At 71.1% G+C, this 25,558-nt stretch carries 26 protein-coding genes; 11 read left to right on the plus strand and 15 right to left on the minus strand.

Annotated elements, in window-relative coordinates:
- The first annotated feature begins 105 nt into the window (after positions 1 to 105).
- Both EBO15_RS30950 and EBO15_RS30955 read left to right on the plus strand, forming a co-directional pair.
- On the plus strand, positions 106 to 720 hold the full coding sequence (locus tag EBO15_RS30950) for a class I SAM-dependent methyltransferase (protein ID WP_122198013.1): 615 nt from the start codon (positions 106 to 108) through the stop codon (positions 718 to 720).
- A complete protein-coding gene (locus tag EBO15_RS30955) occupies positions 720 to 1,301 on the plus strand; it encodes a TrmH family RNA methyltransferase (protein ID WP_122198014.1) in 582 nt (193 codons plus the stop codon). Before EBO15_RS30950 ends, EBO15_RS30955 begins: the two co-directional genes overlap by 1 nt.
- A 26-nt stretch (positions 1,302 to 1,327) precedes the next feature.
- Here the strand turns inward: EBO15_RS30955 and EBO15_RS30960 are convergent, their stop codons facing one another.
- Positions 1,328 to 1,546, minus strand: coding sequence for an EF-hand domain-containing protein (locus EBO15_RS30960; RefSeq protein WP_122198015.1), 219 nt, complete (start codon positions 1,544 to 1,546; stop codon positions 1,328 to 1,330).
- Positions 1,547 to 2,303: 757 nt separating this feature from the next.
- Here EBO15_RS30960 and EBO15_RS30965 point away from each other — a divergent pair.
- Complete coding sequence (locus EBO15_RS30965) at positions 2,304 to 3,188, plus strand: helix-turn-helix domain-containing protein (RefSeq protein WP_122198016.1); 885 nt, start codon at positions 2,304 to 2,306, stop codon at positions 3,186 to 3,188.
- A 1,152-nt stretch (positions 3,189 to 4,340) separates the two neighbouring features.
- On the opposite strand, the gene EBO15_RS43790 is transcribed toward EBO15_RS30965, so the two are convergent.
- From EBO15_RS43790 to EBO15_RS30980, 3 genes are all read right to left on the minus strand, one after another.
- Positions 4,341 to 4,766 (minus strand): hypothetical protein, encoded by a 426-nt coding sequence (locus tag EBO15_RS43790; protein WP_147481734.1) that lies wholly within the window; start codon positions 4,764 to 4,766, stop codon positions 4,341 to 4,343.
- Between the two features lie 759 nt (positions 4,767 to 5,525).
- Positions 5,526 to 6,125 carry a dihydrofolate reductase family protein gene (locus EBO15_RS30975; RefSeq protein ID WP_122198017.1) on the minus strand — a complete coding sequence of 200 codons (600 nt, stop codon included), beginning with the start codon at positions 6,123 to 6,125 and terminating at the stop codon, positions 5,526 to 5,528.
- The gene (locus EBO15_RS30980; protein ID WP_122198018.1) at positions 6,122 to 7,045 is read right to left on the minus strand and encodes a metalloregulator ArsR/SmtB family transcription factor; all 924 of its coding nucleotides are present in this window, start codon (positions 7,043 to 7,045) and stop codon (positions 6,122 to 6,124) included. The genes EBO15_RS30975 and EBO15_RS30980 overlap by 4 nt, the downstream gene beginning before the upstream one ends.
- A gap of 273 nt (positions 7,046 to 7,318) precedes the next feature.
- Between EBO15_RS30980 and EBO15_RS30985 the strand changes: the two genes are divergently transcribed.
- Positions 7,319 to 7,870 (plus strand): EF-hand domain-containing protein, encoded by a 552-nt coding sequence (locus EBO15_RS30985; RefSeq protein ID WP_122198019.1) that lies wholly within the window; start codon positions 7,319 to 7,321, stop codon positions 7,868 to 7,870.
- A gap of 112 nt (positions 7,871 to 7,982) precedes the next feature.
- Here the strand turns inward: EBO15_RS30985 and EBO15_RS30990 are convergent, their stop codons facing one another.
- Positions 7,983 to 10,298: a molybdopterin-dependent oxidoreductase gene (locus tag EBO15_RS30990; protein WP_122198020.1), complete on the minus strand. Its 2,316-nt coding sequence runs from the start codon at positions 10,296 to 10,298 to the stop codon at positions 7,983 to 7,985.
- 581 nt (positions 10,299 to 10,879) lie between these two features.
- Here EBO15_RS30990 and EBO15_RS30995 point away from each other — a divergent pair.
- Complete coding sequence (locus EBO15_RS30995) at positions 10,880 to 11,431, plus strand: GNAT family N-acetyltransferase (RefSeq protein WP_122198021.1); 552 nt, start codon at positions 10,880 to 10,882, stop codon at positions 11,429 to 11,431.
- Here EBO15_RS30995 and EBO15_RS44535 read toward each other — a convergent pair.
- A complete protein-coding gene (locus EBO15_RS44535; RefSeq protein ID WP_158628401.1) occupies positions 11,424 to 11,771 on the minus strand; it encodes a hypothetical protein in 348 nt (115 codons plus the stop codon). The genes EBO15_RS30995 and EBO15_RS44535 overlap by 8 nt on opposite strands.
- A 26-nt stretch (positions 11,772 to 11,797) precedes the next feature.
- Between EBO15_RS44535 and EBO15_RS44540 the strand changes: the two genes are divergently transcribed.
- The 3 genes from EBO15_RS44540 (at position 11,798) to EBO15_RS31000 (ending at position 13,244) form a co-directional block, all read left to right on the plus strand.
- Positions 11,798 to 11,935 carry a hypothetical protein gene (locus EBO15_RS44540; protein ID WP_158628402.1) on the plus strand — a complete coding sequence of 46 codons (138 nt, stop codon included), beginning with the start codon at positions 11,798 to 11,800 and terminating at the stop codon, positions 11,933 to 11,935.
- Positions 11,922 to 12,335, plus strand: a complete 414-nt coding sequence (locus EBO15_RS43795; protein ID WP_147481735.1) for a Mu transposase domain-containing protein — start codon at positions 11,922 to 11,924, stop codon at positions 12,333 to 12,335. Before EBO15_RS44540 ends, EBO15_RS43795 begins: the two co-directional genes overlap by 14 nt.
- Before the next feature lie 708 nt (positions 12,336 to 13,043).
- The gene (locus tag EBO15_RS31000) at positions 13,044 to 13,244 is read left to right on the plus strand and encodes a hypothetical protein (RefSeq protein ID WP_122198022.1); all 201 of its coding nucleotides are present in this window, start codon (positions 13,044 to 13,046) and stop codon (positions 13,242 to 13,244) included.
- A gap of 348 nt (positions 13,245 to 13,592) precedes the next feature.
- Here the strand turns inward: EBO15_RS31000 and EBO15_RS31005 are convergent, their stop codons facing one another.
- Complete coding sequence (locus tag EBO15_RS31005) at positions 13,593 to 14,033, minus strand: ML domain-containing protein (protein WP_122198023.1); 441 nt, start codon at positions 14,031 to 14,033, stop codon at positions 13,593 to 13,595.
- Between the two features lie 137 nt (positions 14,034 to 14,170).
- Between EBO15_RS31005 and EBO15_RS47375 the strand changes: the two genes are divergently transcribed.
- Positions 14,171 to 14,281 (plus strand): transglycosylase domain-containing protein, encoded by a 111-nt coding sequence (locus tag EBO15_RS47375; RefSeq protein ID WP_122198024.1) that lies wholly within the window; start codon positions 14,171 to 14,173, stop codon positions 14,279 to 14,281.
- On the opposite strand, the gene EBO15_RS31015 is transcribed toward EBO15_RS47375, so the two are convergent.
- Positions 14,250 to 15,515: a methyltransferase domain-containing protein gene (locus tag EBO15_RS31015; protein ID WP_122198025.1), complete on the minus strand. Its 1,266-nt coding sequence runs from the start codon at positions 15,513 to 15,515 to the stop codon at positions 14,250 to 14,252. The genes EBO15_RS47375 and EBO15_RS31015 overlap by 32 nt on opposite strands.
- A 556-nt stretch (positions 15,516 to 16,071) precedes the next feature.
- Entirely contained in the window at positions 16,072 to 16,302 is a 231-nt protein-coding gene (locus EBO15_RS31020) for a hypothetical protein (protein ID WP_122198026.1), read from the minus strand.
- Positions 16,303 to 16,631: 329 nt separating this feature from the next.
- On the opposite strand from EBO15_RS31020, the gene EBO15_RS31025 reads away from it, so the two are divergent.
- Complete coding sequence (locus EBO15_RS31025; protein ID WP_122198027.1) at positions 16,632 to 17,462, plus strand: TrmH family RNA methyltransferase; 831 nt, start codon at positions 16,632 to 16,634, stop codon at positions 17,460 to 17,462.
- Between the two features lie 36 nt (positions 17,463 to 17,498).
- On the opposite strand, the gene EBO15_RS31030 is transcribed toward EBO15_RS31025, so the two are convergent.
- The gene (locus EBO15_RS31030; protein WP_122198028.1) at positions 17,499 to 18,794 is read right to left on the minus strand and encodes an erythromycin esterase family protein; all 1,296 of its coding nucleotides are present in this window, start codon (positions 18,792 to 18,794) and stop codon (positions 17,499 to 17,501) included.
- Between the two features lie 233 nt (positions 18,795 to 19,027).
- A complete protein-coding gene (locus tag EBO15_RS31035; RefSeq protein WP_122198029.1) occupies positions 19,028 to 19,561 on the minus strand; it encodes a hypothetical protein in 534 nt (177 codons plus the stop codon).
- Between the two features lie 96 nt (positions 19,562 to 19,657).
- Between EBO15_RS31035 and EBO15_RS31040 the strand changes: the two genes are divergently transcribed.
- Complete coding sequence (locus EBO15_RS31040) at positions 19,658 to 20,182, plus strand: NUDIX domain-containing protein (protein WP_233616545.1); 525 nt, start codon at positions 19,658 to 19,660, stop codon at positions 20,180 to 20,182.
- Positions 20,183 to 20,433: 251 nt separating this feature from the next.
- Here EBO15_RS31040 and EBO15_RS31045 read toward each other — a convergent pair whose 3' ends face one another.
- From EBO15_RS31045 to EBO15_RS31060, 4 genes are read right to left on the minus strand one after another with little or no spacing between them, the layout of a single operon-like run.
- Positions 20,434 to 21,981, minus strand: coding sequence for an ABC transporter ATP-binding protein (locus EBO15_RS31045; RefSeq protein ID WP_122198030.1), 1,548 nt, complete (start codon positions 21,979 to 21,981; stop codon positions 20,434 to 20,436).
- Positions 21,978 to 22,838, minus strand: coding sequence for an ABC transporter permease (locus EBO15_RS31050; protein ID WP_122198031.1), 861 nt, complete (start codon positions 22,836 to 22,838; stop codon positions 21,978 to 21,980). Before EBO15_RS31050 ends, EBO15_RS31045 begins: the two co-directional genes overlap by 4 nt.
- Positions 22,835 to 23,809 (minus strand): ABC transporter permease, encoded by a 975-nt coding sequence (locus tag EBO15_RS31055; protein ID WP_233616546.1) that lies wholly within the window; start codon positions 23,807 to 23,809, stop codon positions 22,835 to 22,837. The genes EBO15_RS31050 and EBO15_RS31055 overlap by 4 nt, the downstream gene beginning before the upstream one ends.
- Entirely contained in the window at positions 23,806 to 25,353 is a 1,548-nt protein-coding gene (locus EBO15_RS31060; RefSeq protein WP_122198032.1) for an ABC transporter substrate-binding protein, read from the minus strand. The genes EBO15_RS31055 and EBO15_RS31060 overlap by 4 nt, the downstream gene beginning before the upstream one ends.
- Positions 25,354 to 25,558: the final 205 nt, after the last annotated feature.

Below are 25,558 nucleotides of genomic sequence, written 5' to 3' on the forward strand. Positions count from 1 at the left end.
GCCCTCGGCCCGGGAGGTGCGGGGAGGGGGCCCGGCCGGGGTGGCCGCCGGTGGGCCGGGTGGGGTGGCGTGAGCGCTGTCGTGGCACTGATACGGTCACCCGACGTGGGGGAACACTACTTCGCGGCCAAGCCCGGGACGCCGTCGCGTCCGCGGTCGGTCGATCTCGTCCTGCCCGACCTGCATCTTCGGCTGCGGACCGACTCGGGCATGTTCTCCCCCGACCGGCTCGACCCCGGCACGCGGATCCTGCTGGAGACCGTCCCGCCGCCGCCCGCTCAGGGAACCCTCCTGGACGTCGGCTGCGGATACGGGCCGATCGCGCTGACGATGGCGAAACGCGCCCCGGGCGCGACCGTCGTCGGCGTGGACGTGAACGAGCGGGCGCTGGAGCTGGCGCGGGAGAACGCCGAGTCGGCGGGCGCGGGGAACGCGACGTTCGCGCTGCCCGGTGACGTCGACCCGGGGCTGCGGTTCGCGGCGCTGTGGTCGAACCCGCCGATCCGGATCGGGAAGGCCGCCCTGCACGACCTGCTGCTGACCTGGCTGCCGCGCCTCACCCCGGACGGCGCGGCGCACCTGGTCGTGCAGAAGCACCTCGGGTCGGACTCCCTGCAGCGCTGGCTGGAGCAGCAGGGGTTCCCGACCAGCCGCATCGCCTCACGCTCCGCCTACCGGGTCCTGCACGTCGCGGCCCGTCCGCAGGAAGGTCACCTCTGATGAGCACCGCACGCGACACCGCGAACGGTTCCGCCGCTCCCGCCGCGCGCCGGCAGCTGCGGCCCACCGACGTCAAGCGGCTGAACCGGGACTGGCGGCGCCGTACCGACGGGCGGCTGGGGCTGCTGGTGGAATCGGTGACGCAGCCGTTCAACATGGGGTCGATCATCCGCAGCGCGGCCGTGTTCGGGGTGGAGCGGCTGTGGCTGGCGGGGAACGCGATCTCGCCGGACCACCGCAACGTCGCCAAGACGGCGCTGGGCACCGAGCGGCTGGTGCCGTGGGAGCACGCGGGGTCGGTGGCCGAAGCCGCGGCGGCGGTCCGGGCGCAGGGGCTGCGGCTGGTGGCGGTGGAGCTGACCGGTGACGCCGTCCCGCTCCACGACGCCCCCTTGGACGGGGACGTGTGCCTGGCGGTCGGCGGCGAGGACCACGGATGCTCGCCCGCGCTGCTCGCCGCCGCCGACGCGGTCGCCTACATCCCGCAGATCGGGCGGGTCGGGTCGCTGAACGTGGCGGTCGCCACGGCCGTGGCGCTCGCCGAGACCCGCCGCCGCGAGTGGGCCGTCCCCACCGACTGACCCCTCCCCGGGGACGCCGCCCGCCCTCAGGCGGTGTAGGTCTCCATGAGGGCGGCGAACTCCGGCAGGGAGATCCGTCCGTCGCGGTCGGCGTCGGCCTGCACGACCACCTCGATCGCGCGCGTCTCGGAGATGTCCTGGCCGAGCGCGTGCATGAGGCTCTTCAGCTCGTCGGGCGAGATCTGCCCGTCCCCGTCGACGTCGACGAGTTCGAACGTGGCGCGGTACTGCTCCGGATCGGCCATGCGGGCCCCCCTTGGGTGTCGGTTCCGGTTGCTTCCGGGTCGGCAAGCGACCGTAGCACCCCGTTTCGTCCCACTGGAGACAGGCAAGGCCCCGGCACCGTCCCAGACGTTGCCACGCGGGTGCCCGCTCTACCGCCTTAGCGACGCCGACGACGTCTTGGCCGCTGCCACCCCGCGTCGCGCTCGCCGGGGTGCTGGTGGCCGCTGAAGGTCGGGGCTGACGGCCATGGCGTCCTCCCCTGCCGGCCGACGGTGAAGACCCCGCCGCCACAGCCCCCCGAACCGACCCGCCGGGGCGAGATCGTGACGGCGGCGGTGGCGCTGCGGCCGCCCGCTCCGCACCGCGACCGGCGACGGCTTGACGGAAACCAATGCGCCGCCCCTGATCACCTGAACCCCGGACACTCGCCGCTACGGGTCGGCCGCGGGGTACGTAGCCGCTGCTGGCACCGGGACGTAGGAATCCGCGACCCGGCGCGTCGAACCCCGGCTAACCGTGTGATCTAGGAAAGTACTTCGGTGAAAGAAACCCCTCCACCAGCACGAAGCCGTTCACGGATTGGCCGCTTCGCAGCCGGTTGGTCGGTGTATCGTCTCGACCGCACCCCATAAACGAAGCGACCCCCAGCGGTGCGTCAACACCGGCTGAGGGTCTGGCCAACCAGACTTAATAGGAGTCCAGGTGGTTGAACGCGATGCTATCGCGCCGACTGAAGCGCCGTCATCCCCGCCCAGGGCGTGCCGCCCGCCGCGCGGGATGCGCCGGGTCCGCACCCGGCACACCAGCCGCTTCACGGTCGTCCCCAACGACCTCGCCCAGCACACCGACCTGAGCCTACGCGCCCGTGGCCTGGGCCTTCTGCTGCTGTCACTCCCGGACGGCGCGGACATCTCCATCCGCGGCCTCGCCACACGACTCAACGAGGGCGAGACCGTCATCGCCCGCGCGCTCCGCGAACTCGAGACGGTCGGCTACCTGACCCGCCGCGTCGTCCGCCTCACCGACGGCCGCGTCGTCACGCGCACCACCGTTCGCGACGTCCCCGCCACCGAAGACGAACAGTCCCCTGACCAGGGTGCTTCGCACACAACACACGAACCCCCCGCCGCTGCGCCCGAAGCCGCACCCGAACCGAAGCCCGACGCGGCGACCCCCTCCACACCGTCCGCCGAACCGACCGCGCCCGCACCGCGAACCACCCGACCTCCGGCACAACCGCTCGCCCCCGCCGCACTCACCGCCGGAACACGCCTGCTCATCGACCTCGCCGCGCGCGAGCCACGGCTGACCGTCACCGCAGCCGCGCTACCGGACCTCGCCGCTCTCTGCGAGCAGGCACTCTCCGCCAACGTCGACCCCGCCGAGATCCACCGCGTCCTGGCGGCTTGCCTTCCCGTGGAGATCCGCAGTCCTGCCGCGCTGATCCGGCATCGTCTCGCGGAGCACCTCCCGGTCTGGCGTGCCGCCGCCTCCCTCCGCGCACTGCGCGCCGCGCACGCCCCCGCGCCGTCCGGCGGGCTGCGCCTGGACGCCGCCCCCGGCCGCGCCCGGTTCGTCGAATGCGGCGACTGCGGCCGCCCGCTCCGCACCGCGACCGGCGACGGCCTGTGCGGCGATTGCCGCGTCCACTGCGCCGCCTGACCCTGCCCCGGAAACGCAGCAGGCCCCGGCCGGCCGCGACCGCCGACCGAGGCCCAGACACCCGGAGCGTGAACCCCCGGACGTCCACGCTTCACGCCATCCCCGCATGCACCCCGCCCCGGCCCGCCCGCACCGAACGACGAACCCGCGACGTCGCGCCGCTACCGTGCCTCGGCCCAGTCGCCGCCGTCCTGCGGGAGCGGGCGAGGCCGACCGTCAGCGCCTGGACCCAGGCCAGCCGATCGACTCCCACGCCATGCGCCCGGCCCATGGAGGCAACGCGCCGTGCTCAGTGCGCGGACGGCTGTGCAACACCGAGCGCGGAGCAGGACCGATCACCCGGGACCTACGCACCTCGCAGGACTGGTGAGCCTCTCGTCCGCGCGGTCGCCGCGCTCTCAAGTACGGTCACGGCATCGACCTGTGCCGACGGAGTCGGCCTCCTCACAAATCGATTTCTTGACCGTCATAGGTTCCGCCTACGCAATAGCCACGAGGGTAGATTCCAACCACGACCTTCATATGTCCACCGCCGCCCTCGCATTGATCCCTAGAGATATTGGTTGGCACAGCCGCTGAGGCTGGGATACCGCTGATCAGGATGGCCGTGACCAGCGCGACACTCCCCGCCAGAGCCGCTGAGGTAAATCGCGCTACTGTGATCATGATGACTGCTCCTCTCGCACTTCGCAGCACGATAGCTACCCAGCCATCAGTCACTTACACTCTGCAGTTAATCTGACGGCAAACTGGGCGCACAAGTCCGCGCGTGGCCCGCGCGGAAGCGGGAGTCGCCTGTACAACCACCGCAAAACGGGGCGAGGATGGGGCCTCGTCGCCGCATGGGGGTTTACCGGCAGGGAGCGCTCTGCCGGGCCTGCCCGGTTCAGAACATTCCAGACTCTCCCGTGTTTATTTGGTCACTCGACCGGTAGGCCCCATGCCCACTCTTCCCTCCCCCCGCGAAGCCGTGCCCCTACTTCCGATACAGCGACACCGCCGCGAACCAGAGCGTGAGGGTGCACGCGATGGCGCCACCTGCCGCGAGGACCGCTTCCGCGACGTCACGGCCTGCCCAACGATGAAGGAGAAGGGAAGCCGTGCCTACATGCAAGGAAATTGATACTCCGAGCAAGAGAGCGACGGAGTCACCTACGGCCATGAGAGCAGCTCCGCTTCACGCTCCGAACGATCCTCTGCGCGCGATTGTACGGCCAGCCCTATATTGTACATGCAATCTACTATTACTCGCACACGCTTGCCGATTTCCACTGCCGGAAGGAGAGTGAAGTACCTCTCGGCGACTTCCTCGGACGTGAATGAACCCGCAAGAAGGACTTTTGATCCCTGATAAATCCTGCTACCAGGCCAGGGCCGCCCCTCAAGAGGAACCTTCGGGTCGAGAGCAGGCTCATATGACCGAAAAAAGAAAACGACTACGCCGCCCTTGTCGGCAATTTCTAGGATCTGCGCATAGAAATCAGCGGCTTCGCTGTAGGTGACCCGGAGGGCCTGCTTTAGGGTTCTGATTCCGCGTTGTCTGTTGCGGGATGGCCGACGGCACTCGATATCTGACATGTCGTCCTCGTGCGGGCCCTAGGCGCGCCGCTGGACGGCATGGCCAGGAATAAGCACGCGCCGTCGAAAGCCGCTTCGTCTTCACGGTGCCTGCGGCGTAGGCGCTCGGCACTCAGACAGGCAGGCGTGTCTGCCAACGCCGACAGTAGCGGCCCCGTCCGAGCCACACTGGCGTTTTCTGGATACAGCGCACAGCGCGATCGGAGGGGCCGTGGCAGGCACGCAACCTTGCGCCACAGCGAGAGCGGCAACCGGCGCGCAGCGCTGGAAGCAATCCGCGACAAGCTCGCCGCGGGAGAAGTTCTCAACGGCCGCTGTCGGGATCGGCGCCGCTGTCTCTGGGGCGCTCGGGGCAGGCATCGCGGCGAGCTTGGATCTGAAGTCGGCGAGCAACACAAGGTCGCTCGGCTCGGCGTGGGCCCGGCTAAGCCCGCCGAACCGTCCAAGGCGTCCGCCAACGTCTACAAGGGTGAAGACTCCCCGGGCAGCAGGCGGTCAGCTGGGCCCCCACAGGTTGGTGAGCTCGGCGATCACCTCGGCGGAGGGATAGAAGAGGCGGCGGACGGTCTCGGGCTCCTCGTTCCGAGGACTTGACCATCAGCATCAGCACGCTTCCACCCGCCTCACCCAGGTGGGTGAGCACCGAGTGACGGACTCGTGCAAATCCCAACCGGTGCCCGATCCGGCTTGGCGCACGAGCTCGCGGAGGTGTTCCTCAACCCCGACCCCCGTCCCGGGTGCTCACTCCGGTCGGGTGGTTCAGCGGACGCGGTCGTAGACGACGGTCGTCTCGCCGCGGTCGCCGGTGTCCTGGCGGGTGAGGGTCCACCTCGTCGCGGGCAGGCCGTCCTCGAACAGGCGCCGGCCCTCGCCGGAGATCACGGGGCAGACCATCAGGTAGAGGCGGTCGACGAGGTCCGCGGCGAGCGCCTGCCGGATGATGCTGGGGCAGCTGTTGATGAGGATGTCGCCGTCGCCGGTGGCCTTCAGGCCGGTGAGGACGTCGGCGACGGGCGCGTTCACCATGCGGGCCCGTTCCCAGGGCGCCTCGGTGAGGGTGCGGGAGAACACCACCTTGTCCACGTCGACGAGCCACTTGGCGTAGGCGCGGTCGCGTGGGTCGGCGTACTCGTCGGACGCCAGGGGCGGCCAGTACTGCAGGAACCCCTCGGCGCTGCCGCGTCCGAGGACGGCCGTGGTGGCGTTCTCGGTGAGGCGGACCAGGTGGTCGCGTGAGGCGTCGGTGGTGGCGTAGGGGACGATCGCGGAGAGGTCGTCGGGGCCTCCCGGGCCGTGGTAGCGGCCGTCCAGGGTCAGGCCGAGGTTGGCGGTCACGCGCCGTCCGGTCGTGGCGGTCATGGTGTGCTCCTGTTCGCGGTTTCGGTGTGGCCGGTGGTGCCGGTTCTAGCAGGAGGGACGGTGGCGGGGGCGGGGGTTTCGGCGAGGAGCGCGGCGAGGCGGTCGAGGCTCTGCCGGAAGCCGGTCTCGATACCGGCGACGAAGTCGGCGGCATCGACGGTGCTGTCGGTGATCCGGTAGTGCACGTCCAGCTCGGTGCCGGGCCCGTCGCCGGGTCCGGTGGGTCCGTCGTCGCCGGGGGCGGGGCTCAGGAGCAGTTCGAGGTGCGCGGTGAAGGCGGGTCCGCCGCCGGGCAGGTGCGGGGCCAGCCGGAAGGCGAGGCGTTCGCCGGGGCGGACGTCGTCGACCGTACCGTCCGCGCGTCCGGCGGGGGTGTCGGTTCCGTCGATGTCCTCGGCGTCGCGGTACTCCTGGACGATCCGCCCGCCGGGCCGCGCCTGGAACACCAGCTCGGAGGTCCGCAGCGCGTCGGGCGTCCACCATTGGGCGAGCAGGGACGGGTCGGTGAGGTGCCGCCAGACGCGGCCGGGGTCGCCGGTGAGGGTGCGGTGGAAGTGGAAGGCGCGGCCGTCGGCCCATCCGGGGGCGCGCGCGGCCTGGCGTTCGGCGTCGAGGGTGAGGGCGGTGCGGTCGAGGTCGGCGGCGGCGCCGCCCTCGTGTTCGGTGAGGTCGGCGAGGCGGGTAAGTTCGGCGGCCAGGTCCCGCAGCGGGCCGGGGCGCAGGGCGTACACGCGGCGCTGCCCGACGCGGCGGGAGGTGACGATCCCGGCGCGTTCGAGGGTCTGCAGGTGCTTGGTGGTCTGGGGCTGCCGCGCGCCGGCGAGGCGGGCGAGGACGCCGACGGGGCGGGGCCGGTCGGCCAGCAGGCCGACCAGGCGCCAGCGGGCCGGGTCGGCGAGTGCGGAGACGAGCGCGTCCATCCCCCAAGCATTCTCCCCCACGAATATTCGTGTCAAGGAATACGACGGGGCAGGTGAGGACGGGCGGGACGCCAGTGTCACCCGAGGGGCGTCACCGACGGCTCCAGCCGCCGCAGCGTCCACCCCGGCAACCGGCCCCGCCGGCCGCGAATCCCGCGGACCGGACCGCTCGGGCGCGGGTGGCGGCCCGACCGGGGCGAGGCGGGTCCGCGCTGGTACGCGTGCCCACCAAACTCTTTACCTAATGGAGTGGTTCGGCTACTTTTAGTTGCCGTGACTGTACTTCGAGATCGCAAGTACCGGCAGTGGTTCAGGGGCGCCGACATCGATGGCGACGGGGTCATCACCCGGCAGGACGTCCTGCTGATGGGCGAGCGCTACATCGCCGCTCGTGGCGACGCGGCACAGTCCGCGACCGCCCGCCGGCTCACCCGGGAGCTGGAGGTGTTCTGGACCCAGGTGATCGCGCCGATGGACCAGGACGGTGACGGGAGGATCGATCTGCGGGAGATGACCGAGGGGTTCCGGCGGGCTCTGACCGACCCTGCCCTGTACCCGCAGCAGATCCAGCTGGTGGCCGACTGCTACTTCGATCTCATCGACCTCGACGGCAACGACGTGATCGACCAGGAGGAGTTCCAGCAGATCTTCGGCCTGGCCGGCAACCTCCCCTTCGAGGAATGCGCCGAGGTCTTCGTCGCCCTTGACCTGGACGGTTCAGGCGCGCTGGATCGCGCGGAGTTCCACCAGGCGCTCGCGGAGTTCTTCTACGGCGACGACCCCGATGCCCCCGCCAACCACCTGTTCGGCAAGCTCGCCGACTGACGGCCCCTTCGTCGGCGGGACTGCCTGACGGGCCGTCCGGCGGCCCCGCCGGCGCTGGGGGAAGAGCGTGACAAGGGCCGCTCGTCACCGGTGCGTCCGCGACTGGGTGCCGCTACTCCCCGTCCAGGCTTGGTGGCGAATAGGCGAGCACGTCGGGGAGAGGGCCGTCGTAGCGTTCGACGTCGACCAGCGCGCTGAGGGCGCTCGGCCCTTGGGACAGCCGCGAGCACGGCCGATCCGCTGTGAGGACGTTCGGATTGCTGTGGCGGTCCAACGTTCCGCTCCGGCCGGGCTGGACCGGGTCCCACCACGCTCCGGTGGACAGCTGTATGACGCCTTGCATGACGTCGTCGGAGACGACCACGCCCGCCAGACAGCTGCCCCGGTCGTTGTAGACGCGCACGATCATGCCGTCGGCGATGCCGCGCGACGCGGCGTCCAACGGGTTGATCGTCGCGGGCTCACGGCCATTGATCTTTGAATCGAGGCTGAACCCGCCGTTGTCGTATTGGCTGTGCAGGCGTGAGGCCGGCTGATTGGAGATCAGGTGCAGCGGATACCGGTCCGACCGGTCGGCGCGGAGCCATTCCTCTGGTTCGAACCACTTCGGATGCCCGGCGCAGTCGTCGTAGCCGAACGAGTCGATCTTCTCGGAGAAGATCTCGATCCTGCCCGACGGCGTCGGCAAGGGAGAACGCCGTGGATCTGTGCGGAGGTCCCCGAAATTTCCGGGAAAGGGTCCGGTCAGCGGCGGCAGCGCAACGGTGGAGCTCCGCCAGAACTCCTCGAAGCTCGGCAGGGCGGCGTCGCCGCCGAGCGTGGCCCTCGTCTGCTCGTAGAGGTGCCGGACCCACTCGCTCTCCGAGCGGGACTCCGTGAACTCCCGCTCGTATCCGAGCCGGGAGGCCAGGGCGGCGAAGATCTGGTGATCGGTGCGCGACTCGCCCGCCGGCTCGCGGACCTTCGGCATCGCGACGATGTGGGGGTCGGAGAATCCCGCGGCGAAGTCGTCGCGCTCCAAGCTGGTGGCCACGGGCAGGACGATGTCGGCGAACTTGGCCGAGGTGTTCCACCAGGCTTCGTGAACCACCACCGTGTCGGGGGCCTGCCAGGCGCGGGCCAGCCGATGGAGGTCCTGGTGGTGGTGGAACGGGTTCCCCCCGCACCAGTAGACCAGGCGGAGCTCGGGCAGCGTGAGGCGCCGGCCGTCATAGTCGATGACCTCACCCGGATGCAGCAGGGCATCGGCGATCCTTGCCACCGGGATGAAATCCGCGACAGGGTTCGCGACCGCCGGGATGGTCGCCACGAAGGGGCGGTCGGGGGCGACGCCGGTCGCGTCCATCGTCGCGTACCCCGCACCCCAGCCGCCGCCGGGCCGGCCCATCGAACCCGCCATGGCGGCCAGCACGACGGACATCCAGATCGGCTGTTCGCCGTGGTCCGCCCGCTGCACCGCGTAGTTGACCATGATGACGGACCGCTGGGTGGCCAGGCGGCGAGCGAGGTCGATGATCACGTCGCGGCCGATGCCCGTGATCCTCTCCGCCCAGGCGGCGTCCTTCGGGATGCCATCGACCTCGCCGGTCAGGTAGGAGGCGAAACGGTCGAACCCGACGCAGCACCGGCGAAGGAAGTCCTCATCGTGCCACCGGTTGACCAGCATCGTGTGGGCGATCCCGAGCATCGCGGCGGTGTCGGTGTTGGGGACGATGGGCAGCCACTCGGCGTCGAGGAAGCCGGCGGCGTCGCTGCGGATGGGGCTGACGCTCACGAACCGCACCCCGGCCTCACGGCACCGGAGTTGCAGCTCCCGCGTCTGGTGCCTGGCCAGCCCGCCAGGGTTGATCTGGCTGTTCTTGAGGGCCAACCCTCCGAACGCCACCACCAGCTCACAGTTGTCCGCTATCTCGTCCCACATCGGCATCCGGGACTGGTAGCTCCACGGATGGCCACCGATCACATGGGGGAGGATGACCTCCAAGGCCGCGGTGCTGTAGGTGTTGCGCGCGTCGGTGTACCCCCCGCCCAGCGCCAGGAACCGGTGGAGCTGCCCCTGTGCGTGGTGGAACCGGCCCGCACTCGCCCAGCCATAGGACCCGCCGAACACCGCGCCGTCTCCGTGCAGTGAACGAACGCGACGCAGCTCATCGCTCACCAGGGTGATCGCCCGGTCCCAGCTCACCTCCACGAACGCGTCCGCGCCTCTCGACGTGTCGTGGGCGCGCGGCTCCCCGTTCAGCCAGCCCTTGCGCACCGCGGGGCGCAGCACCCGAGCGCTGTCGTCGGCGGCCTTCACCATTCCGGGGCCGATGGGCGATGGCGTGGGGTCATCGGGCTTCGGCTCGATCCGCATCAACCGGCCGGACTCGACCACGGCGATATAGCTGCCCCAGTGCGTCGCAACCGACACGCGCCGTTCCGTCATGCGTCAACTCCACCTCTGAAGCTTCCCTTTGATCTGGACGCGGTTTCTCGCGTTGCGTGGGTACCCACGCCATCCAGCTCGAAGGGAAAGATTGATTGCTTCGGGCTCGTCGGCAGATATCCGGATTCTGACTTCACCTCGCCTTCGCACCATACGCGAACACAGTCGGCCCTGAAGGAGTTTCAGCAGATACACCTTCTAAGCTCGAATAGAGAGCAAATTCAGGCACAATGTCACGCTTTCTTCCGTTTTGGACCGTCACCCGCGATCCGCTGGCGAACGCCGGCGACACGGACCTGCCGGTCTGGGCATCCTCACCCCTGCACAGAGCCGAGCTGGTTAGCCTGGTCACCACCGAGCTCACGGACACCATCCGGCCGGCCCTCGGTCCCGCCTCGGCGGCGCTGCTGACCGTGTCCTCGGTTCCGGCGGTCCACGGGATCCTGCCGTCGGCCTCGACGCCGAGCACAGGCTCCACGCCCAGGCCGCCGTCGCCCTCCCGCGCCGGACCCCGACGAGCTCGGACGGGTGTGTGACCTCTCGCGCGCCCGACCAGGGAGCCGGTCGACGGGAGAGCGCCCATGCGGTTGGAACGACCCACGCACGACCCGGTCGTCCTCGCCTCGTTCCTGACGGCGATGGAGGAGTTCCAGGACGTCGACGACAGCCGCAAAGCCGACGGGTTCACCGTCGCGCAGCTCCGTGAACACGGCCGACTCGACCGCTACGTCGACGACATCCTCACCGGCCGCTACCCCAACCCGGACCGCGCCCCCGATGAACCCGTGCCGTTCACGCTGCTGTGGGCCCTCGACCGCCAGGACGCGGACCCGGTCTATGTCGGGTCGGTGTGCGTGAACCACCGGCTCACCCCGGCTCTGGAGCGGTGGGGCGGGCACATCGCCTACAACGTCCGGCCCAGCCTGCGGCGCCGCGGCTACGCCACGGCGATGCTCGCCGCCGCCCTGCCGGTCGCTCGCGCCGCGGGCGTCGAGCGGGCGCTGCTCACCGTCAACGTCCACAACACCGGATCCCGTCGGGTGATCGAGGCCAACGGCGGCGTCCTGGAGAAGACCGACGGCAACGCCTGCCACTACTGGATCTCCACGAACGCCACCGCGCCGGTCAGCTGATCGAGCGGCACACCGCCAGCAATGCCTTCACGCAGTCCTCGCGGCGCCCCCACATGCCGTACGCCCTGGCGTGGTCCGTGAAGTACCGTGCACGCCGTTCTGCCGTGGGCAGCCGGCCGGGGTGGAGGTTCCTCGCCGCGGCGACAGCGGCGCTCGGATCACCGGCCCAGTGTTCGGCCGAGATCCGGTGCAGCCGCACCGCCAGAACTCCGAACCCGCCACTGATCCCGAGAACTGGGGAAGCTCCGGTTCGGCATGTGGCCGGGTCACGGTCCGACATCCGGCGATGGTCGAGGTCGGGCGGCATTACGGGTGCCGGATCGAGACGTGCGAGCCGCATGACCCCGAGTCCAAGGGCGGCGCGGAGTGCACGGTGAAGCCGACCAGGCCGACCTGGTGCCGACGGAGGCGAACCTGCTGGACACCTACGACTCGTTCGCCGAGTTGGAACGCGCGTGCGCGGCGTGGTGCTCGAAGGTCAACGGCCGAGATGCTCGAAGATGAGCTGGCCTTTATCCATCCGCTTCCGGACGAGCCGTTCGCCGCGGCGCTGAGTGAGGAGCGGCTGGTGGGCAAGGACGACCGGACGATCCGCTGGAAGCAGGTGCGCTACTCGGTCCCGCCCGGGTTCGAGAGACAGGCGATCTGGCTGCGTGAGCACGGCGACCACATCGTCGTCGCCGCCCAGACCGAGTACGGGCTCAACGAGATCTGGCGGCATGAACGGCCGGTGCCCGCCCGCCACGGATCCGGCCCCGCAACCAGAAGAGCAGGACTTTTGCGCGCTCGGGGAGGGCGCCTGCCGGTGGCTGGTGAAAGCCGCCGCGGCCGACACCGTCGGCGCCGACGTGGTCGACGAGGCGCTCGGGCTGGCCGCGACTTGGGGCCGGTTCGCCGAGGGTGACCTGCCGCAGCTGTGTGCGTTCCGGCAGGACCAGCGCGGTCACCACGCACACTCACCCGAGGACCACCAGGATCAGCCGCATGACCAGTCGGTTCACCCGGACCCGCCCACCAACGGCCGTCAGCCCGTCGGCCGTGCGGGCTCCGATCCGACCACGTCCAAGATTCCGCGAACCCGTGCGCTTTCAGCTCATGCACCATGCCCACCTGATCGTCACCACAGGCGCCTCGTTCCACTTCACCGAAGCCAAGAACGGCGGCGGCGCCCCATGGTCGAGTGACCGGCCCGGCCACAGTCCGCCATACCTTCGACCGGGACAGGCCCGCGAGGCTGGAGGATCGGACCGGATCCTGGCGGTAGCGCGGCGGAGTCAGCGACGGTTCGCCTGCCGGAGGAATGGGCCTACACATCTGCCCTACACCGCCGGGACTGTTGGCTGGACGGTGAGGATGACCTGCCTCCGCAGCCCACCGGCCGATCACTGGCCAGGCCCGAACAATCCCAGGGATTCGACACATAGAGTGATGAGAGTTGTACGATACGTGCATGCCTGGTTCGGGACTGCGGGACGGCGGCCTGCCCTCGGATCTGTTGCAGCTCGAGAGCCTCGACCCACTCCGCCGCACCGTCCTGGAGTTCCACTGACCTGGCCGCCACCCCGCTCGACGCACCTGCGGAGCGGGAGCATCCCCACGGAAGGAGCAACTGATGGCCTCAGACAAGGACACCGCGAAGGAGAAGAGCTCTGCGAGCGCAGGGCCCGACACGGTCGCCGAGAAACTCTCCGCCATGCTCGGGAAGAGTTCTGAGAGCGCAGAGTCAGATGTGAGCGGCCCGGAGGGGCCGGACGCGAAGCCCGCGGGCCGCCGCTCCAAGGCCCCCGATGGAAGCGACCCCTACCACGGCTAAGCGGCCGCTGGCCTGACCACTGGCTCCCGCGGCAAGCAGAGGCCCCAGCGCCGCCCATGAGGGTGGACGCCGGGGTCTCAACATGTCCGCTGGGGCAGATGGGCCTGCGGCCTCACATAGGAGATGAGGTCATGTTCGGGGGGAAGGGCCGAGAGCTCGTCCGGCTACCACTAAAGTCTGCGCTCAGCCAGAGTGTTTGCAGGCCTGCACGGCTGCCGAGGGCGGTGTCGGGCGGACCGTGCTGTTGGGCGGTGAATGGCCAACGGGGGCGTGGCGGGCGGACCGGGCCAGGACGCCCCCGGACGGTCCCGGGGAAAGGGGCGATCCCCGGAAGGGAAGTCCCACCGGTCAGGCGGGGTGCGGCTGGAAGTCGACTTTGAAGTCCAGGCTGGCCAGGTCGTCTTCGTCGTTGGTGAAGCACCGGACCGAGATGTTGAACTTGGCCCGCGGGGTCTCCTTCGGAAGGGGGTCCCAGCTCAGGGTCAGCTGCAGCGGGCCACGCTCGATGGCGTCTCCGCCCCTGAACGTGTCACAGGTAAGGGTGAAGCCGTCAGTGGTGTCGCCCCTCAGCATGGCCAGCAGGTCATGGCGCTTCGCCAGAAGCTTGATCAGGCCCAGCTTGACCGTGAGGTCCACGACGGCGCCGTCGACGATCCGGTCCGTGGCGACCGCCTTGATGGCGACCTTCAACGGCGCGCCAGGCCTCGGCGGATCCGGGTCGAACACGATGCTCTCAATCTGCAGCGGGTCCGAGGGCAGTCCACAGTCCACATAGTTCCAGCCAGTCATAAGCGAACCGTACACATCCCGTCACATTATGTGCTGGACATTCGAGGTTGTTGGTGGGTCCACCTCACTGGCCCCCGGCCGCCCGGCCGCCCGCGCTCCTGGGCGGCGCGCGAACTCGCCAGTGCCCATCCACGTCGATGTATCTGAACACGGTTCCGTTCGGGTGCAACGCCTACGGGATCCAGGCCGCCTCGCAAACGTACTTCCGCGAGGACGTCAGGAAGGCCGACGAAGGGCGATCGAGGTAGCCGCCTCGGGGGTCCGGTCAGCTGGGGCGGCTGCAGGCTCTGGGTGGATCAGCTGGTCGGGGTTGTCGAGCCACAGGTGCTGCCAGTGTGGGCCGACGGTCATGCCGTAGCGGGCGGGTTCGGGAGCCCCGGCATCCAGCCACCAGGTTCGGGCCGCCTCGGCTTCGTCCCACAGCCTGCGGGTGCCCCGTTGCAGTACCTGGGCCGCCTCGATGCCCCAGGCCGACTGGACGACGGCCAGGCTGCCGCCGTCGACGGTGGCCATCTCCATCCGGAATCCGCCGGTAGCGGCGTTGACGTGGTGGTCGATGATGACGTCGGGCATCGCGGCCGTGATCGCCAGGTCCTGGCCCGGGCCGTCCCATGCCAGGGCTCGCGGATCGGTGCGGGTTTCGGATTCGGTCCACGCGCCCTGGCCCAGGTCGATGCCGGGCATGGCGGTGCGCTGGCCACGCAGCATCATGTACGAGGCGACGCCGTGGAACCTGCCATGGGCGGTCTGGTCGTCGTGGACGTGCAGGCGCAGTTTGCGGCCGTCGCCGTGTTCGGGCATCCATGGCAGCGCGATCACCCCGCCTGGTCGCGTCTGGGTGATCCAGGCGTGCGGGATGGTGGTGATGCCGCAGGTGACGTGCACGTGGTCGTAGGGGGCGTGCTCGGTGTGGCCGTCGGCGCCGTCGCGGGTGAGCGGGTGGATGTCACTGCCGGGGGTCAGGCCTGCGGCCCGCAGGTTGCGGTCGGCTTGGGCGGCGACGGCGGGGTCGATCTCCAGGGTCGTGACGGTGCCTGGGCCGGTGCGGTGGGTCAGGACGGCCGCGGTCCAGCCGGTGCCGGTGCCTATCTCCAGGACGTGGTCGCCTGGGGATGGGTCGAGCAGCTCCAGGAACGCGACCGCGATGCCCGGCGCCGACAGTGACGAGGACGCGCGGCCTACTCCCCCGGCGGGATCCCCCTGTCCGTCGTCGACCTGGGTGATGATCGCCGAGTCGGAGTAGACCGCGTCCAGCCACGCGCGCGGGTCGGCGCTCCGGTCGATGGCGTAAGGAGCCGCACCCGCAAGGTCGGGTGCGCACCGGGCGCGGTCCGGGACGAACAGCTCACGGCCCACGGCCTCCAGCGCCGCACACCAGTGCTCAGACGTCAGATGGCCATCGTGTGTGAGCTGGTCGGCGAGTCGGCCGGCGAGCCGGGCCGGGGCGTCGGCCACCTCACCGATGCCAAGGGTGGGGGTCACTTGCCGCGCTTCCCGCCGCCACCGGTGTTGTCGTTGTCCTTCTTGACCGGCGGAATCGGCTGGCCAGGACGGTGACTGTCACCGGTGGAGTCATGCTTCCCCATACGCCTGCTCCCTCGAGCCGGAGCGCAGCCGGATACCGCGCATCACCAAGAGTGTGGGCCAGCCGAGCAGACCTGCGGTCGTGAACGGAATGCTTCCACCCGGCGGAAACCGAAAGGCCAACCGGGTCGCCCCGCTGAACCGCGCGCCCGCATCGGCGATGACCGCCGGCCCACCCTCGAACCGCACCTGCTCGATGACCGCCTCACAGGCCGACAGATAGGTTCACCGGAGAGCACCAGCACGCAGTTGACCTGACCCGATGACCAGGTTGCCCAAATCACGCGGCGCACGGTTTCACTACCTCGTTCCGAGTCCGCCCATGTCGAGCTTGATCAAATGCTGCACGTCTTCTTGCCGACCGATGCCGGTCGCCGGAGCCATTCCTCGATGCTCCAACCAGCGTTCGGGTCGGGCGCGGTCCAGCTGCTGGCCCTGGGCGGCGGCCGGACGGTCAGCGCCTGCCCGGTCTGGTCGCGGACCTGGCCCGGTAGGTCGGCGAGGGGCTCGAGCAGCGGCGGCTGAGGGGCGTCTCTGACTCCACCCGCGTCAGCTTCGCCGGGTTCCGGACGTAGTAGGGGCCCGTGATGCCGTCGCCTCCCCCGCGGCCCTCGCCCACGGCGATCGCCATGATGCCGTTGAGCACGCCGTCCATGCGCAGGAGCGGCGCCGGGTTCCCGTTCACCAGGATGTGCTCGGCGGTGCCCTCGACGCCGTTCCTGGCGATGGACGCCAGGATGAACCGGCCGGCCTTCGCCGCGCCCGACGGGACAGGGCGCCGCCCGTCGCACCCCGCCGCCGTCGCTGACCAGCACGATCTCCGGCGCGAGGACGTCCAGGAGCCGCTGCGGGTCCCCGGTCTCCAGCGCGCCCCGGAAGGACTCCGGCACCGCGCGGGTCTCCCCCGCGGTCACGGCCCGCCCGGGGGGCGTGACCGGTGCGCGGGGGAAGATCGCCTGTGGGAGACTGGCGCGCTCGACATATGCGGTGTGAGAGGCCGGGGGGATACCGACCATGGGCGTTGTACGGATCACGCGTCCCAACGCGCGGTTCCAGCAGTGGGAGGCGCTGCTGCGGAACCAGAACAAGCGCCAGCGGGCCGGGGAGTTCCTCTTGCAGGGCGTCCGGCCGATCAACCTGGCCCTCGAACACGACTGGCCCGTCCACGCGGTGATCTACGACGAGGACCGGCCGCTGTCGCGCTGGGCCGAGGACGTCCTGCGGCGCGCGGGCGGCGAACGTGTCGCGATGTCCCCCGACCTGCTGCTGGAACTCAGCGGGAAGGAGCAGCAGACGCCCGAGCTGGTCGCCGTCGTCGGTCTCCCCGCCGACGACCTCTCGCGCATCCCCGTCACGCCCGGGTTCCTCGGCGCCGTGTTCGACCGCCCGACCGGGCCGGGCAACATCGGGACGCTCGTCCGGTCCCTGGACGCGTTCGGCGGCGCGGGCCTCATCGTCACCGGCCACGCCGCCGACCCCTACGACCCCAAGGCCGTCCGGGCGTCCACCGGGTCTCTGCTCGCGCTGCCGGTGGTGCGGGTCCGCTCCCACCGCGACGTCCTCGACTGGACCGGTGGCCTCCACGCCGCCGGGACGCCCGTCCAGATCGTCGGGACCGACGAGAACGGCGACCGGGACATCGCCGAGGTCGACCTGACGCGCCCGACGCTCCTGGTCATCGGGAACGAGACGTCCGGGCTCAGCGCCGGCTGGCGCGAGGGCTGCGACGTCATGGCGCGGATCCCGATCGGCGGCTCGGCCAGCTCCCTCAACGCCGCGAACGCCGCGACGGTCGCGCTGTACGAGGCGACCCGTCAGCGCAAGCAGCACCGCGGCGACCGGTAGCCCACCGCCCGGCGGGCCGGGCGGGCCGTCGCGTTCTCAGATGCCGAGGCCGGTGGCGGTGGTGGAGACGGGTGTGCCGAGGACGGCGTCGAACGCGTCCAGTACGGGAGTGCGCAGGTAGGTGCTCTGCATGCGGACGCGGTCGGGTCCGCCGCCGGCCGGTGTCCGGCGGCGCGCGGCGCGCAGGTCGGCGACGGCGAGTCCGAGACCGGCGTCGGCGAACGCCGCCTCGACGCTTCCGGGTTCGGGCTCGCCGAGCTCTGTGTCGGCCAGGGTGAATCCGAACGCCGCGTCCTCGTCGCGGACCATCTCGGGGGTGTGCCCGGTGATGCTGGTCAGGCCGAGCGCGAAGTAGTCGTCACCGAGCACGCGTTCCAGGTGCTGGCCCAGGGGAAGGCCGGTGAGGTGCCCGTTGAACGACACCGGCGTCCGCTGGATGTGCGCGTTGTGCGCGACCAGGACGACGCGTGTCCCGGGGTCCGAGCGCTTCAGATACCACAGCACCGACCCGGCCATGTACGCGTCTCGAGCCGAGGTGTCGGCCGTCAGGCCCTTCCCCGCGAACAGGTCGGCCATCGCGCGGAAGCCGTGGTCGGCGTGGCAGGCGCCTTCGAGGCGACGCAACGCGATGTCGTAGCCGCGCTGGTCGCTCCGCGACACGTACAGCGGCTCGAGGCCGCGGAACCGGATGAGCAGCCGCGCCAGGATCGCCGTCAGCGTGTCCTGCTCGGACGGCGCCAGCCGCGCCCACGCCGGTGCCGCCACCGCCGCGGAGGCCCCGGCGAACGACGCGGCGATCCGCGTCGCCTCGTCCACCAGCGGTAGGACCTCGGGGTCGACCTCCCGCAGGTAGTCGGCGACCGGGGCCAGTGCGGGCAGCAGCGAACCCCCCGCCGCCGGAATGTCGACTCCGGCGAACCGCACCGGCCGTACCGTTCCCGCTGCCGCGCCGTTGTGCCGCCGGACCCGGCGCAGCGGTCCTTCCAGTCCGATGGGGATCGTCCCGGCCAGGAGTTCCGCGAGGTCACCGTCCGCGCCTTCGCCCTGGGCCCAGGCGTCCAGGGGGAACCCTTCGCTGAAGCCGTATTCGAACGCCAGCACGGTGAACCCGCAGCGCTCGACGAGGAACCGCAGGACTCGCTCACGCAGCCGCATGAACTCCCCGACGAAATGCGAGTGCTCGCCGAGCGCCACGACGCGCGCGTCTCCGACCATTCCGCGCAGCGGCTCCAGGTCGTCCAGCGGCGCGTCCGGATCGACATGCGTGAGCGGCACGGCGTGCTCGCGCAGCACGTCGGCGAACGCGACGGGACGGGAGGAGGTGGTCGGCATGGCTGCCTCGTTTCTGCAGGACCGGACTCCGGACGGGACACCCACCACGCCACTAATGCGACAGTTGATGCATTAAGCATGCTGTCACGGCGCCGTCCCGCCCGGCAAACAAGAACCCCTCGGGGCCGCCCCCGGCGCCCCGGCGGTACCGGCGTGGCTCGTCGCGCCTGCAGACCCCGTACGCCTCGTCCTCCCGTTCCCCGGGCCTTCACGTCGGCGCGCGCCGGGGCAGGTCAGTGGACGTCCGTCCAGCCATGGCCGAGCCATTCCTGGTCGTCGATGGATAGCGGCACGTCGTGTTCGAGTTCGTCCGGCACCAGGAGGACGAGGTCTTCTTCTCCGGGTCGGGCCAGCGGCGCCGCGAGGGCCGGCAACGGTGCGGTGACGGCGTCCAGGTCGCTGGTGAACGTCCCTGCCGTGTAGTGCTTGTCGTTGTCGAATCGTCCGGCCGCGTAGATCTCTCGGATCTCGGCCAGCGACCGGACGACTCCGTCACGGCAGGGGGTGCGGATGAGCGGGTTCAGGTCGTAGGCGTGTGTGAGCGTTCCGCGCTGAGCCACCCAGAGGCATACCTGCTCGCCGAATCCACCCCATCGACGATGTTCGTACTGGTCCACCAGCGCGGCGCGAATCTCGGCCGGGTCGGACGACAGGTACCCCATGTCGAAGTTGCTCGGCGTTTCCTCGAAGAGGAATTCGAGGAGGTAGTAACTACGGAACAGGCCTTCGTCGTCCGCCGGCTGCTCGCCGCCGCAGGGTTCGTTCACCGTCCCCTCCTGACGCATGGTCGGTCGGGGCCGGACTCTAACGGGCCTCGGCTGCTGCGGCCGGGTGGTGTCGGTGGCGGTCTATAGCCTGCCGCCGTGATCCGTAGCGTGTTCGAGCAGCGTCCGCTTGATGCAGCCGTGGCCGACGCCGGGAGCGCGACGCTGGAGTTCGACCAGGCCAGGGCCTGGTTGCGGTCCGCGCTGGCCGGCGCCATGGAGCCGCTGGGCGCCGAGGTGTGGGTCCTGGATGCGGCCCTGGAGCAGATCGTGCTGGTCAGGCATCCCTGGCGCGGGATGGTCCCGCCAGGTGGCGAGGTCGAGCCCGGAGAGTGTCCGCGTGATGGCGCGGCCCGGGAACTGGCCGAGGAGACCGGGCTGCGGCCACGGCTGCTGGGGCGGCCCGCCGCGGTGGCGGTGCGGTCGTTCGGCCCGGGTCTGCCGGTGACGCTGTCCCTCCCCTATGCCGCGATCGGCGACCCGGAACAGCCGCTGATCGCGGAGGACGGGCAGCCCGCGGCGTGGATGCGGCTGGACCAGGGCTGGGACAGCTGCTTCCCCGATGACGTGCTGCGCATCCGGCAGTACGTGAAGCTTCGGAGATCAGGTTCCTCCGCCTGGTGAGTATCCCGAGGCCGCCCGGCGCGGTCAGGCCGTCATGTCGTTCATCCGGCCATCGTCGGCAGTCCGGCGAAGGCAGGGATGTAGATCTCCGGGTTCGCGCGGCTGGGTGTGGCGCTTCGTCGGTGACCGGTGTGCGGAACTCCTCAGGCCGGCTGGGTCGCGCCCTCCTCCCCCGGGCTGCGGTCGACCTCACCGGCAGCGGCCCGTCGAACTGCCCGGTTGCCCGAGGTGCTCGGGGATGGGGCGCGCGCTCAGGAGGTCAGGAGGCTTGCGGTCGGGCCGGTGTTGGTGATGTGGCCGGAGCCGAGGATGTGGACGGTGTCGGTGTGGCGGGCGGCCAGGTGGTGGTCGTGGGACACCACGACCAGGGCGGTCCGGTGCTCGGCGCGCAGGTGGGTGAGGAGGTCCATGATGTCGGCGGCGGTGTCGGTGTCGAGGGCGGAGGTGACCTCGTCGCAGAGCAGGATGTCGGGGCCTGCTGCGAGGGCGCGGGCGATGGAGACGCGTTGGCGCTGGCCGCCGGACAGTTCGCCGGGGCGGCGGGAGGCGTGGCCGGCGGGGAGGCCGACCTGGTCGAGGAGTTCGGCGATGCGGTCGGCGCGGGCGCTTCTGGGCAGGTCGGTGTGCAGGCGCAGGGGGCGGGTCAGCTGTTGGGCGACGGTGTGCCGGGGGTTGAGCGCGGCCATGGGGTTCTGGGGGACGAGCTGGATCCGGCGCTGCTGTTCTCGGGTCCGGCGGCGCACGTGGGCGGCCAGGGGGCGGCCGTCCAGGGTGAGGTGCCCGGTGTGGGCGGGGTGGAGTCCGGCCAGGACGCGCAGCAGGGTGGTCTTGCCCGAGCCTGAGGGGCCGGTGATCGCGGTGGCCGAGCCTGGTGCCGCGTGGAATGCGACGCCGGACAGGGCGGGATGCCGCCGCCGGTGGCGGCCTTGGAAGAACGCGTCGATTCCGAGGGCGGCGAGGCCGTCGCCGGCGGGAGGACCGGAGGTGTCGACGGTGCCGGGCCGGACGTCGACCTTGGTGGGCCGGGTGTAGGCCGGCGTGGGACGGTCGGACGCGGCGCGTGGCGTGGGAACGCCCCGGTCGGCGCGGGTGCGGGTGCGGGTGAGGTCGATGGTGTGGTCCGCGCAGGTCTCGACCAGGTGCGGGTCGTGGGTGGCGATGACGACGGCCAGGTTCCGGCCGGTGGCCAGGTGGCGCAGCAGGCGGGCGATGTCGTCGCGTGCCGTGGCGTCGAGTCCGGCGGTCGGCTCGTCCAGCAGGAGGATCTCAGGGTCGCGGGCCAGGGCGCGGGCGAGGGCGACGCGGCGTTGCTGGCCGCCGGACAGGGCGGTGGGTCTGCGGTCGGCGATCCCGGAGTCGGCGGGCAGGGAGCATTCGGCCAGCAGCCGGAGGGTCTGGCCGCGGGAGGGGTCGGTGGCGAGTTCGGCGACCAGGCGGCGCGCGGTCATGCGGGGGTTGAGGGCGGAGCCGGGGTCCTGGCCGACGTAGGCGACGGCGGTGCGGCGCAGGCGGCGCAGTTCGCCTGCGGGCAGGAGGTGCGGGGTGCGGCCGAGGACCTCGATGGTGCCGGTGGCCGCGGCGCCCGGGGGAAGGTCGCCGACGAGCGCGCGCAGCAGCGTGGTCTTGCCCGATCCGGACGCGCCGGTCAGTGCGGTGATCCGCCCGGCGTGGATCCGCGCGGTGGTCGCGGGCAGCAGGACCGGTCCTTCGGGAAGGCGGATCAGCAGGTCGCTGACGGCGGCGACAGGGGCCTCGGACGTGCCTGCCGTGCCGGTGCGGGCGGGGGCGCGGTCGCTCATGAGCGGGTGACCGCCTTCGCTGTGGTGTCGGGGGCCAGGGAGTGGGTGAGCAGGTTGACGGCGATGGCCAGGCCGGCGATCGCGAGGCTGGGCGCGATCACGGCCCAGGGGTTGAGGAGGGCACCGGGGGCGTTCTCGCGGATCATCAGCGACCAGTCGGACGCGGGCGGCCGGGGTCCGATCTGGAGGAATCCGGCCATCGAGATGACGTAGACGGCCTCGACGAACCGCAGTCCGAAGAGGGTGAGGACGGTGGCGCGGAGGTTGGGCAGGATCTCGCGCCAGGCGATGTAGGCGGTGGACTCGCCTCGGCTCAGCGCCGCCTCGACGTAGCCGGCCGTGGCCAGGGGCGACGCGGCGGCGGCGACGATCCGGATCGCGTAGGGCACGCCGAGGACGACGGCGGCGGCGATCACGGCCCGGCGTCCGCCGCCGGGCCAGGCCAGGGCGACGAGCATGATGCCCAGCAGGGGCGGCAGGAGGATCGCGACGTCCGCGCCGCGTTCGACCAGGCGGCCGAGGCGGGGACGCAGCACCGCGACGCAGCCGATCAGCGCGGCGGTCAGGGTGGTGACGACGGCGACCAGCAGGGCGCTCGCGATCAGCGCGGTCCCGCCGTGCAGGACGCGGCTCAGCACGTCCCGGCCGAGTTGGTCCCCGCCGAGCGGGACGCCCGCGCCGGGTGCGCCGAACGGCGCGGTGACGGGGGTGTCGATGCCGTGCGGGGAGATCAGCGGCCCGGCCAGGGCCGCGAGCGCGGGCAGGCTCACCGACACGGCGAACATGGCGGCCTTCACCCGGCCCGGGGACCGGCGTGGTGCGGCCGGCCGTGGGACGGCCGCGGGTGGTGCGGTCATGTGCGGGCTCCGAGGGTGGCGTGTCGGACGAGGTCGGCGGCCAGCAGCACGAGGCTGATGACGGCTCCGGCGCACATGACGACCCCGGCGATCAGCGGTGTGTCGCGCGCGGCGACCGCGCTGGCGAGGACGGTTCCGATGCCCGGGTAGTTGAACAGGGTCTCCACCACGACCGCCCCGCCGAACAGCAGGCCGGTGGAGGTGGCGACGCCGGTGGCGATGGCCGGGACCGCGCCGGGCAGCTGGTGCCGCAGCAGGACGCGGTGCGGGGGCAGGCCGTCCAGGTGGGCGGCCTGCACATGCGGGGTGGACGCCTGGTCGGCGAGCGCGCCGCGCACCACGCGCGTGTTCCAGCCGGTCTGCGGGATGACCAGGGCGAGGACGGGCAGGACCAGCATCGTCCAGGTGGCGGGCCGGCCGTCGCCGCCGGTCACCGTGACGGCGGGCAGCCAGCCCGTCCACAGGGACAGGACCAGCAGCAGCCCGGCCGACACCACGAACTCGGGCAGCGCGAACGCGGCCGTCGAGGCGTGCCCGATGACGCGGTCGGCCGGCCGGCCGGGACGTGCGGCGGCCCAGCAGCCCAGCAGCAGGGACAGGGCCACGGTGAGCAGGAACGCGGTCACGGCCAGGACGAGGGTGTTGGGCAGGGGGTCGGCGAGCAGCGCGGTGACCTTCTGCCCGTGGGCCGAGGTGCCGAGGTCGCCGGTGGGCAGTCCGCCCATCCAGTCGGCGAACCGCTCCCACAGCGGCCGGTCCAGGCCGAGCAGGTGGCGGCGGGCGGCGAGGTCGGCCGCGCTCTCGCCGCGTTCGGCCGAGTTGCCCGCCGCGTCCCCCGGCAGCAGCTCGACCGCCGTGAACACCGCCGCGAGCAACACGACCAGCAGCAACGCCCGGCGTCCGGCGGGGGCCGCGGCGCGCAGGGCGAGATGTGCGGCCCGGCGCGCGCCGGTGTCGGCCGGTCGGCTCAACGCAGCCACACGCCTTCGAGCTGGACGCGCCCGTATCCGGCGAGCCGGGGCAGGTTCCGGACCTTCGCGGCGGCCAGGTCGATGCCGTCGGCCATGCCCCACAGCAGGTAGCCGGAGCGGTCGTGCTCGATCCGCTGGAGTTCCTTCAGCGCCGCGGCGCGCTTGCCGGTGTCGGCGGTGCCGATGACCTTGCGGTAGGCGGCGTCGAATCCGGGGTCGTTCCAGCCCGCCTCGTTCTGGCCGGCTTCGCCGACCATGGTCTTGGCGGCGAAGAACACGGCCGAGTCGTTGGTGCCCCAGTAGGACGTGTAGAGGTCGCCGGTCTTCCAGGTCTTGGCCCAGAACGTTCCGGACTCCTGCTTGACGACCTTGATCCTGACGCCGACGTCGGCGGCCTGGTGGGCGAACAGGGTCGCGGAGTCGGCGAGTCCGGGGACGTCCTCGGTGGTGACCAGCTCGTAGGTCCTGGACAGGTCGAATCCGGCGTCGGCCAGCAGCCGGCGGGCCTTCGCCAGGTCCCGTCCGCGCTGCGGGATGTCCTTGGCGTAGTCCGGGTCGCCGGTGCCGAGGATGTCGTTGGCGACCGTGCCGTACCCGGACAGGACCTGCCTGACCATCACGTCCCGGTCGACGACCAGCCGCATCGCCTCACGCACCCGCTCGTCCGCGAACGGGCTCGGCCGCGCGGTGCGCATGACGATCGGCATGGCCATGTCGTTGGGGCGGCGCAGCACCTGGACGTCCCGGCGCGACGCGGCGGTGCGCGCGGCGACCGCGCCGGCGTTGGAGGCGAGGTCGATCTGGCCGGTGAGCAGGGCGTTGGCCATCGCCTGCGGGGTCTCGAACATGGTGACCTCGATCGCGTCGAGGTGCACAGGCGAGCCGTGCCACCGGTCGTTGCGCACCAGGCGGGCGTTGCCGCCCCGGTACCAGTCCAGCTTGAACGGGCCGGTGCCGGGGGCCTTGGCGACCTCGGCGTCCTTGGTGTCCTTCTTCATCACGAACGAGGCGAAGCGCGTCAGCATCGGGAACTCGGCGTTGGCGTAGTCGGAGACGAGCACGACGGTGTCCGCGCCCTCCGCGCGGATGTTCCCGGCCTGGACGCCGGGCAGGCGCGCGGCGCCGGACGGTGTGCCGCGCAGCCGCTTCAGCGACCACGCCACGTCCTCGGCGGTCACCGGGGTGCCGTCGTGGAACACCGCGCCCTTGTCGATCCGGAACCGCCAGGTCTTCAGGTCCGCCGAGGGCTCCCATGAGGCGGCCAGGCGCGGCGCGACGTTGGCCTTGGCTCCCGGGACGGTCAGGGTGTCGAAGACCAGGGCGATGACCAGGTAGTCGCTCTCGTTGGCCTGGGTGCCGTGCGGGTCGCGGGTGATCGCGCTCGCCCGCCCCAGCGCCCCGACGCGCAGCGTGCCGCCCTTCCTGGGTGCGCCGTCTCCGGCCGACGAAGCGGACGAGGTGCCGCCTCCGCTCGAGGAGCAGGCGGCGAGCAGGGCGCCGACCCCCAGCGCTCCGCCGGCCCACAGCGCCTGGCGCCTGTTCATGTTCACGTACGTCCCCGATCCACCGAAGCCGACAATCTAGTTAGGTTTGCCTATCCTAACTAGCGCGATCTTCGCAAGGCCGCGCCGCGAACCGGAGGCCATGTGCCAGGTCACCGACCCGGCACCCCATTTACTCAGGTTTGCCTAACCTAACTTAACTGTTAGCGTTCGGCTTCCACGTCGAGGCCCGCGTGCTCCCGAGCCC

The sequence above is a fragment of the Actinomadura harenae genome (assembly GCF_003696215.1).
Lineage (GTDB): Bacteria > Actinomycetota > Actinomycetes > Streptosporangiales > Streptosporangiaceae > Spirillospora > Spirillospora harenae.

Excerpts from the sequence above, each read along its gene's own strand:
- EBO15_RS30955 (WP_122198014.1), top strand. The coding sequence starts at position 720 with ATGAGCACCGCACGCGACACCGCGAACGGTTCCGCCGCTCCCGCCGCG.
- EBO15_RS30960 (WP_122198015.1), bottom strand. The coding sequence starts at position 1,546 with ATGGCCGATCCGGAGCAGTACCGCGCCACGTTCGAACTCGTCGACGTC.
- EBO15_RS30965 (WP_122198016.1), top strand. The coding sequence starts at position 2,304 with ATGCGCCGGGTCCGCACCCGGCACACCAGCCGCTTCACGGTCGTCCCC.
- EBO15_RS43790 (WP_147481734.1), bottom strand. The coding sequence starts at position 4,766 with ATGTCAGATATCGAGTGCCGTCGGCCATCCCGCAACAGACAACGCGGA.
- EBO15_RS30975 (WP_122198017.1), bottom strand. The coding sequence starts at position 6,125 with ATGACCGCCACGACCGGACGGCGCGTGACCGCCAACCTCGGCCTGACC.
- EBO15_RS30980 (WP_122198018.1), bottom strand. The coding sequence starts at position 7,045 with ATGGACGCGCTCGTCTCCGCACTCGCCGACCCGGCCCGCTGGCGCCTG.
- EBO15_RS30990 (WP_122198020.1), bottom strand. The coding sequence starts at position 10,298 with ATGACGGAACGGCGCGTGTCGGTTGCGACGCACTGGGGCAGCTATATC.
- EBO15_RS30995 (WP_122198021.1), top strand. The coding sequence starts at position 10,880 with ATGCGGTTGGAACGACCCACGCACGACCCGGTCGTCCTCGCCTCGTTC.
- EBO15_RS44535 (WP_158628401.1), bottom strand. The coding sequence starts at position 11,771 with ATGCGGCTCGCACGTCTCGATCCGGCACCCGTAATGCCGCCCGACCTC.
- EBO15_RS43795 (WP_147481735.1), top strand. The coding sequence starts at position 11,922 with ATGCTCGAAGATGAGCTGGCCTTTATCCATCCGCTTCCGGACGAGCCG.
- EBO15_RS31000 (WP_122198022.1), top strand. The coding sequence starts at position 13,044 with ATGGCCTCAGACAAGGACACCGCGAAGGAGAAGAGCTCTGCGAGCGCA.
- EBO15_RS31005 (WP_122198023.1), bottom strand. The coding sequence starts at position 14,033 with ATGACTGGCTGGAACTATGTGGACTGTGGACTGCCCTCGGACCCGCTG.
- EBO15_RS47375 (WP_122198024.1), top strand. The coding sequence starts at position 14,171 with ATGTATCTGAACACGGTTCCGTTCGGGTGCAACGCCTACGGGATCCAG.
- EBO15_RS31025 (WP_122198027.1), top strand. The coding sequence starts at position 16,632 with ATGGGCGTTGTACGGATCACGCGTCCCAACGCGCGGTTCCAGCAGTGG.
- EBO15_RS31030 (WP_122198028.1), bottom strand. The coding sequence starts at position 18,794 with ATGCCGACCACCTCCTCCCGTCCCGTCGCGTTCGCCGACGTGCTGCGC.
- EBO15_RS31045 (WP_122198030.1), bottom strand. The coding sequence starts at position 21,981 with ATGAGCGACCGCGCCCCCGCCCGCACCGGCACGGCAGGCACGTCCGAG.
- EBO15_RS31050 (WP_122198031.1), bottom strand. The coding sequence starts at position 22,838 with ATGACCGCACCACCCGCGGCCGTCCCACGGCCGGCCGCACCACGCCGG.
- EBO15_RS31060 (WP_122198032.1), bottom strand. The coding sequence starts at position 25,353 with ATGAACAGGCGCCAGGCGCTGTGGGCCGGCGGAGCGCTGGGGGTCGGC.